The 7309-nt window shown below is 64.4% G+C and carries 6 protein-coding genes; 2 read left to right on the top strand and 4 right to left on the bottom strand.

The window, feature by feature from the left end; all coding sequences use genetic code 11:
• The first annotated feature begins 473 nt into the window (after positions 1–473).
• Positions 474–965: a sigma-70 family RNA polymerase sigma factor gene (locus tag GSQ89_RS14605; protein WP_158926372.1), complete on the top strand. Its 492-nt coding sequence runs from the start codon at positions 474–476 to the stop codon at positions 963–965.
• Between the two features lie 149 nt (positions 966–1114).
• Here the strand turns inward: GSQ89_RS14605 and egtD are convergent, their stop codons facing one another.
• The 4 genes from egtD to GSQ89_RS14585 all read right to left on the bottom strand — a co-directional run bounded on the left by egtD (position 1115) and on the right by GSQ89_RS14585 (position 6529).
• Positions 1115–2068, bottom strand: coding sequence for an L-histidine N(alpha)-methyltransferase (gene egtD, locus GSQ89_RS14600; protein WP_158926370.1), 954 nt, complete (start codon positions 2066–2068; stop codon positions 1115–1117).
• Between the two features lie 12 nt (positions 2069–2080).
• Positions 2081–3283, bottom strand: coding sequence for an ergothioneine biosynthesis protein EgtB (gene egtB / locus GSQ89_RS14595; RefSeq protein ID WP_158926368.1), 1203 nt, complete (start codon positions 3281–3283; stop codon positions 2081–2083).
• Positions 3284–3407: 124 nt separating this feature from the next.
• Complete coding sequence (locus GSQ89_RS14590) at positions 3408–5051, bottom strand: FAD-dependent oxidoreductase (RefSeq protein ID WP_158926366.1); 1644 nt, start codon at positions 5049–5051, stop codon at positions 3408–3410.
• A gap of 83 nt (positions 5052–5134) precedes the next feature.
• A complete protein-coding gene (locus tag GSQ89_RS14585; RefSeq protein WP_158926364.1) occupies positions 5135–6529 on the bottom strand; it encodes an MFS transporter in 1395 nt (464 codons plus the stop codon).
• A gap of 82 nt (positions 6530–6611) precedes the next feature.
• On the opposite strand from GSQ89_RS14585, the gene GSQ89_RS14580 reads away from it, so the two are divergent.
• On the top strand, positions 6612–7307 hold the full coding sequence (locus tag GSQ89_RS14580) for a YafY family protein (protein ID WP_158926362.1): 696 nt from the start codon (positions 6612–6614) through the stop codon (positions 7305–7307).
• The last annotated feature ends 2 nt before the right edge of the window (positions 7308–7309 follow it).

Here is a 7309-nt window from a genome sequence, read left to right as displayed (position 1 = left end):
ACCCGGTAGCCGGCGGTCCGGTGCATCGCCGACGGCGGCAGGGATGGGTGCGCCGCCAATTGGCCCGCCGATGCGACGGCGGGCACGGCAAATGCGAGAAAGATCGGAAGACAGACGAAGGACCGCATGCGGCGGCCTTTACACACGAAACAGTGTCGAACGCCAGGATAATCGGATCCGCGGCCTGTCGATACGGCATGGCATTCATAACAGTAGCTGGCCTTCTTGCGGGGGCTTTCGGCCATCCGGCCGCCTGCCGGCGCGAAGGCGCCCTGGCCGCGCGTTTCCTGGGCCACCGGGCCGACGGATGGTCGTTTATCCCGGCATCAAGTCACATGATCGCGATTATTTTCTATTCGATATGTGTGACGGAAACCTGTTCATCACCGTCATGTCAGCCGCCTTGCACAGCCTTGCCCCGAGCCACAGGTGTTCAGCGTCAATTGCGTTCGAATTAACAGGAGGCCTTGTCCATGGCGCAGGAATTTAACGATCAACTCATTTCATTTTTGCCGAAGATGCGCGTATGGGCGCTTGCATTGACGCGCAACCGCGCGGCGGCCGACGACCTGGCCCAGGATGTGGCGGCCAAAGTCCTGGTTGCGCAAGATTGCTTTATTCCTGGAACGAATTTCTCCGCCTGGGTGCATCGGATCATGATCAACCAATTCATCAGCAGCATGCGTTCCAAACGTGAATTCACCGATGCTGACAATATGCCGGAGGTACCCGTCGCGGCGGCTCATGAGGATCGGGCGGCGTTGCGCGAACTTGGATGGGCGCTGGAACGCCTGCCGCATGACCAGCGGGAGGCATTGTCGATGATCGTGCTGCACGAGCAGTCCTACGAGGAAGCCTCCGAACAGACGGGCTGCGCGATCGGCACGTTGAAAAGCCGGGTGCATCGGGCGCGGCTGCAACTTCGGACGTTCATGATGGGCGAGACGACGAAGATGGCGGCATAGGGGCTCTTTTGCGTGATCGGCTTGATGTAGCGTTTCCGCCTTGAGCGGAATCGCCTTGTGAGGCACCTGTGTGATTGCTCATCCGTCATGGCCGGGCGTGTCCCGGCCATGACGGTGAGAGTGTGCCAACCGGCGCCTTATGTCCTGCCCTACCCGCCCCGGAACAGGAACGCGCCGAACAAGCCGGCCGGGTCCTTCCACACCTGCTGCATGCCCCACCCGGCTCGGCGTGCAATCTCGATCAACCGGTCCGGCGTGTGCTTGTAGCTGTTTTCGGTGTGGATCGATTCCGCCTCGCGGAACGCGATGCGCCGTCCACCCAGATGCACCGTCTGATCGCGGGTGGCAATCAGGTGCATCTCGATCCGGCTTTCTCTGTCGTTCCACACCGCCTCGTGACGGAAGGCATTCAGGTCGAAATCGGCCCCTGCCTCCCGGTTCAGGCGCCTGAGTAAATTGAGGTTGAACGCCGCGGTCACGCCAGCCGCATCGTTATAGGCCGGCAACAATATCCTGGGGCTTTTCCGCAGGTCGGCACCCAGGAGAAACCACGAATCCGGCCCCAGGCAGTCGCGTGCCGAGGCAAGGAAACGCGCCGCCGCGGCCGGGTCGAGGTTGCCGATCGTCGAGCCGGGAAAAAACCCCATGCGCGGCGATCCAAGCGGCGGCAGGCGCAGCGGCTGCATGAAATCCGCGGCGATGGGGACGACGGTCAGACCGGGATGGACGTCGCCCAGGCGGACCTGCATGGCGGTCAGGGATGAGGCCGCGACATCGATCGATACATAAGTCGTGAAGGGCGAGTCCGGACGATCCAGCAGGATGCGCGCCTTGGTCTCGTCGCTGCCGCCGAATTCCACCAGCACCGCATCGCGGAAGCCATCCGGCACCACGCTGGAGGCGATCGACGTCAGCAGCGCGGTTTCCGTTCGTGTCAGGTAATATTCGGGCAGCCTGGTAATTTCGTAGAATAACCGGCAGCCTTCGTCGTCGTAGAACAGCTTGGCCGGCAACGTCTTGGGTGTCGCGGTCAGGCCGCCCAGGGCAGCCTCAAGGACGTCCGCCCGCTGGTTTTGCGGGACAAATCCGGTATCGTTTGGCACATCAGCCTCCCGTTATAGGTCCTTGGCCAGACGAAGGCCGGTGAACTGCCATCGCTTGTCGGGGTGGAAGAAATTCCGGTAGGTCGGTCGCGTATGGCCTCGCGGCGTGGTCCATGATCCGCCGCGCAGGACCATCTGGTTGATCATGAACTTGCCGTTGTACTCGCCGATCGCGCCCGGAGCGGCCCGATAGCCGGGATAGGGACGATAGGCGCTTTCGGTCCACTGCCAGACATGGCCGGTGATCTCGTGGATCGCCGGATTGGCGCTCGCGGCCTCCCACTCGGCTTCGGTGGGCAGGCGGGCCTCGCTCCAGCGAGCGAAGGCATCAGCTTCGTACCAACTGATGTGGCGGACGGGGGCATCCAGCGCCAGCGGGGCCAGGCCGCCGGGTCCGAACTGGAACCAGGCGCCGTCCTGACATCGCCAGTACAGCGGCGCGGTCCACTCGGCTTCCCGCACGGTCGCCCATCCGTCGGACATCCACAGCGACGGGGTGCGGTAGCCGTTATCCTGGATGAAATCGAGCCAGTCGCGGTTGCGCACTAGGTGGGAGGCGATGGCGTGCGGATGCAGGTACGTCCGATGCGCCGGCGTTTCGTTGTCGAAGCAGAACCCGGTGTCGGCATAGCCGATCCGATGCAGGCCGGCGGGACATTCGACGAAAATCGTTTCGTTCGGGTGGCCCTGTGGATCTCGCCAACCCGGATCGATCGCCGGGCACAACGGGTTGGCGGAGAAGGCATGCAACATGTCGGTGACCAGGAGTTCCAGATGCTGCTGTTCGTGGTGCAGCCCGAGTTCGATCACGTCGTGGATTGCGGTGGGTAGATGCGGGATCGCCTGAACCAGTGCCGCATCGACGTGGCGCCGGTACTGGGTGACCTGATCGGCGGACGGCCGCGTCAGGAGGCCTCGGGATGGGCGCGGATGGCGCGGGCCGACGGCCTCATAGTATGAGTTGAACAGGAAGCCAAAAGCCGGGTCGAATACCCGGTAGTCCGGCACATGCGGGACCAGCACGAATTGTTCGAAGAACCAGGTCGTGTGCGCGCGGTGCCACTTCGCCGGGCTGGCGTCAGGCATGGATTGGACACACTGGTCCTCCTCCGTCAGTCCGGCCGCCAGCATCTCGGTCGCCTGCCGCACCGATTGGAACCGGCCGGATAGGTCATAAAGATGTGACGGTTCCTGGTACAGTCCCATATCGTCCATTGTATTCCTCCGGAAAAGTCTTAACGCAGGCACGTATTTTCCGATTTTACCCAAGCGAACATTTTTGTGTTATTGTACGGTCTATTTAGGAAGGGTTGACGAAAGGTCCACCGGCCATTGACGATCAATCGACACGCGATCCGGCACCACGGATGCGGTCGATCAGTCCGATCGGGTCCGCCGGCAGGACATTGCCGCGCCACGCGACATGCTGGTCGGGACGGGACAGCACGAGTTTCTCCGCATAGACCGGTTCCGTGGTGGAGACATCCAGCAGATGCATCGGAACGCCGCGGATTTCGGCGGCGGCGAGCAGATGGCCGACGTCCAGCTTCGGATCGAAGCGCAGCAGGGTGAAGTCGGGGCCCATGGCGTCGTACAGCGAAATCCCCTGCCCCAGCCAGATATGCGGCGTCCGGCACCCGGGCACCGTGGAGGGGGTGAAGTCGTAGATATTGTAGCCGGGCGCAGCGCCGTCGTGGGCGATGATGGGTGAGTTCTCGATGAACGACCCGAAATTCAGCCCGCCGCAGCAGAACTGACCGACGTTGATGTCGTAGGCATCCTGGCCGACGCGGGCACGCGCGGCATCGCCTTCGGGGCCGGGCTCCTCCAGATTGTCAGGGATGCCGCCACGCTGTTTCGCCAACGCGCTGGACGTATCCATGGCGTAACGGGACACCTGTTCGGTAATCGGCATTCGTTCGGTCTCGTAAGAATCGAGGATCGCCGGGGGCGCCCAGCCCTTCAGCACCGCCGCCAGCATCCACGACAGGTTCATCGAGTCAGCAATCCCGGCGTTCATGCCATAACCGGCGTTCGGCACCCAGATATGGGCGGCGTCGCCGCACAGGAACACCCGGCGGTCGCGGAACCGGTCGGCGATCATGCGGCGGGCGGTCCAGTCCTCTTTGGTGATGATCTCGATGGGGAAGGACGGGCCGACGCCCAGGATGGTGCGCATGCACCAGTCGCGGTCCACGTTGTCGAACGTTTCGCCCGGCCGCATGTAGTTGTGGATCAGCCATGTCTCCCGCCCGTCGATCGCGAACATGTTGGCGCTGCGGCGGGGGTTGAGCGAGGTATTGGCCCAGGCCGGCTTAGTCGGCGTCGCCTTCAGCAGGTCCGGCGCTCGGAAATAGGTGGATTGCCGGTGTTCCAGCACCGCATCGCCGGTCAGGCTGGCGCCGATCCGCCGCCGCACCGTGGAATGGGCGCCGTCCGCGCCGATCAGGTAGTCGGCGGTGATGGTGAGGTCCTCGCCGCCGTCCAGGTCGGCAGCGGTGGCGGTGACGCCGGTGTCGTGCTGCTCGAATTCAATAAGCTGGGTGCGGTTCAGGATGCGAATCCCCGGCATCGCCTTGGCATGGGCGAACAGAACCGGTTCCAGATAGATCTGGTTGATGCGGTGCGGCGGTTCCGGCGTCGGCCACCACGTATCCGGGCCGCCGGTCGCGGTGTAGCGGTCCGCCCGGCATGGGATCGGAATGCGCGACAGTTCAATCCCGGTGGTCGTCGTGCGGAACGCGACGTCGTTGGGGTAGTCGGCGGGCAGGCCGGTGTTCCGCACCGCCTGCACCACGCCAAGCCGGCGGAATATTTCCATCGTGCGGGCACTGACGTGGTTGCACTTGACACTGGGGGGTTCGCCGGGGGCGCGGCTTTCCAGCACCAGCACGGGGATGCCGCGCCAGGCCAGGTCCATCGCCACTGTCAGTCCGACTGGCCCGCCGCCGGCGATCAGCACCGTCGTCGCGATCTGTCTCATTCAAGCCGCCTCCCGCATTTGGCGGCAGTCTGCCCGGTTCGATGACGGGCCGGAAGAGGGGCGCGCGTTCGGCTTCCCTGGCATCAGTTGGCCTTCACTTCGCGGCCCGTCAGGCTGACGCCCGGGTCCCGCGCACGAATGCCGAATACGGCGGCCGTCGCGGCGGCGGCAAACAAGACGGCGGAGATCACGACGGCGATCCGAAGTCCCTCGATCATGTTGCCGCGCATGAGCGCCCCGTACAATGCGATTCCGATGGCCGCGCCGGACTGGCGGATCGCGTTCAGCAAGCCCGATGCCGAACCGGACCGCGCGCGCGGCACGGTCGAAAGCAGCGCGGCCGTCATCGGCGGCATGGCGAGGCCGGCACCAAAGCGGACCATCAATTGGGCGGGAAGCATCGACAGATACGCGGTGTCGGGACCGAGGCCGGTCAGAAGCATTGCGCCGGCGGCCGCGAGGAGCAGACCACTCACGATCGGTAACCGGGCACCCGCTTTGGCCGACAGCCATCCACCCGTGAGGTTCGACACGGTTATTCCGATAGCGAACGGTACGAAAGCCAACCCCGCCTCGGCCGGCGTGTAAGACAGCATTCGTTGGAAATAGAGGGTCATCCCGAAGGCCAGGCCGAACAAGACGACGCTGACGACAAATCCGCCGAAGGTGGCCGCGCTGAATGTCGTATCCTGGAAGAATGACAGTGGGATCGCGGGATCCTTGGCGTGGCGCTCCACCACCAGAAGGAGGCACGCGGCGAGCGCAGCCACGATGAAGCCTACAATGACGCGCGGTGCCGTCAGGCCGAACGAACCTGCCTCGATGACCGCCCAGACCAGGGCGATCAGGAAGATGATCGCCAGGATTTGACCGGCCGGGTCGATGCCGCGCCTGATTGCCGGCCGGTCGGTTTCAACGGCGAACCTGGCGGCGAGCCAGATCCCAAAGCCCGCAATCGGCAGATTCGCCAGAAAGATGCTGCGCCAGCCCAGCGTACTGAGGAGAAGGCCGCTTATGACGGGCCCCACCGCCAGAGCGACACCGCCGGCCGCCGTCCATGTCCCGATCGCTCGCGCGCGGGCCGCGGTATCATCAGCACAGGCATGATTGATCAGCGCCAGCGAGCACGGCACGAGCAATGCGCCGCCAACGCCCTGCATCGCCCGGAATGCGATCAGTGCGAGCGGGGTGGTCGCCAATCCGCAGGCGCAGGACGCCACGGCGAAGATGGTGAAACCGGCGATGAAGGCTCGTTTGGAGCCGATGCGGTCGCCAAGGGCTCCGGCGGACAACAGCAAGGCGGCGAACACCAGGAAGTAGGCATCGACCGTCCATTGCAGGGTGTCCACGCTGGCCCCCAGTGCGGCACCGATCCGCGGAAGGGCGACGTTCAGGATGGAACCGTCCAGTTGCACGACCGCGAAACCCAGGCTGGTCGCCGCCGTGATGACGGTGGTCCGTTTGGCTGCTTGCCGCATGGTCGCCGACCCTTCCTTTATAAGAAGGGCATGATAGAAGTGTGCTACTGACACCGTTGTGTCAGTAGCGATGGAGGATGCCATGCGCCGAGCCGATCGGCTGTTCGATGTCATCCAGGCCTTGCGGTCGGCCAAGGGACCGATCACGGCGGCGGCCCTGGCGGACCAACTGGAAGTCACGGTCCGCACCGTCTACCGCGATGTCGCCACGCTGCAGGCGCGCCGTGTGCCGATCGAGGGGGCGGCCGGGATCGGCTACGTGCTGCGCCGGGGCTTCGACCTGCCGCCGCTGATGTTCACGACGGAGGAAGTCGATGCGATCGCCGTGGGCGTGCGGCTGGTGCGGCGCCTGCGCGATCCCTCATTGCAAGATGCCGCCGCCAGCGTGCTCGCCAAAATCGCCGTCGTGCTGCCGGATCAGGCTCGGGCCTACCTCGATGCGGCGCCGTTCTACGTTGCCGAGGGCCGAACGCCGGTGTCCAACGGGGTCGATCTGTCGGAAATCCGCAGCGCGATCCGCGATACCCGCAAAATCCGCCTGGAGTATGTGGATGAGCAGGACCGCCGCACCCGCCGCACCATCTGGCCGATCGCACTGGCGTATTACGTCAATGCGACGCTGGTCGCGGCCTGGTGCGAGACGCGGGTCGACTACCGGCATTTTCGGGCGGATCGGATCGAGAATTTAACGATCCTGGAGGAGCACTATCCGCCGGACGGTGGAAAACTGATGGCCGGCTGGCTGGCGCTGGAGAAAGAATGGCGGCGCGAGCCGTAGGC

Source organism: Acidisphaera sp. S103, from assembly GCF_009765975.1.
GTDB lineage: Bacteria > Pseudomonadota > Alphaproteobacteria > Acetobacterales > Acetobacteraceae > Rhodopila.
This window is presented reverse-complemented; position numbering and strand designations above follow the sequence as displayed.

Excerpts from the sequence above, each read along its gene's own strand:
- GSQ89_RS14605 (WP_158926372.1), top strand. The coding sequence starts at position 474 with ATGGCGCAGGAATTTAACGATCAACTCATTTCATTTTTGCCGAAGATG.
- egtB (WP_158926368.1), bottom strand. The coding sequence starts at position 3,283 with ATGGACGATATGGGACTGTACCAGGAACCGTCACATCTTTATGACCTA.
- GSQ89_RS14590 (WP_158926366.1), bottom strand. The coding sequence starts at position 5,051 with ATGAGACAGATCGCGACGACGGTGCTGATCGCCGGCGGCGGGCCAGTC.
- GSQ89_RS14585 (WP_158926364.1), bottom strand. The coding sequence starts at position 6,529 with ATGCGGCAAGCAGCCAAACGGACCACCGTCATCACGGCGGCGACCAGC.
- GSQ89_RS14580 (WP_158926362.1), top strand. The coding sequence starts at position 6,612 with ATGCGCCGAGCCGATCGGCTGTTCGATGTCATCCAGGCCTTGCGGTCG.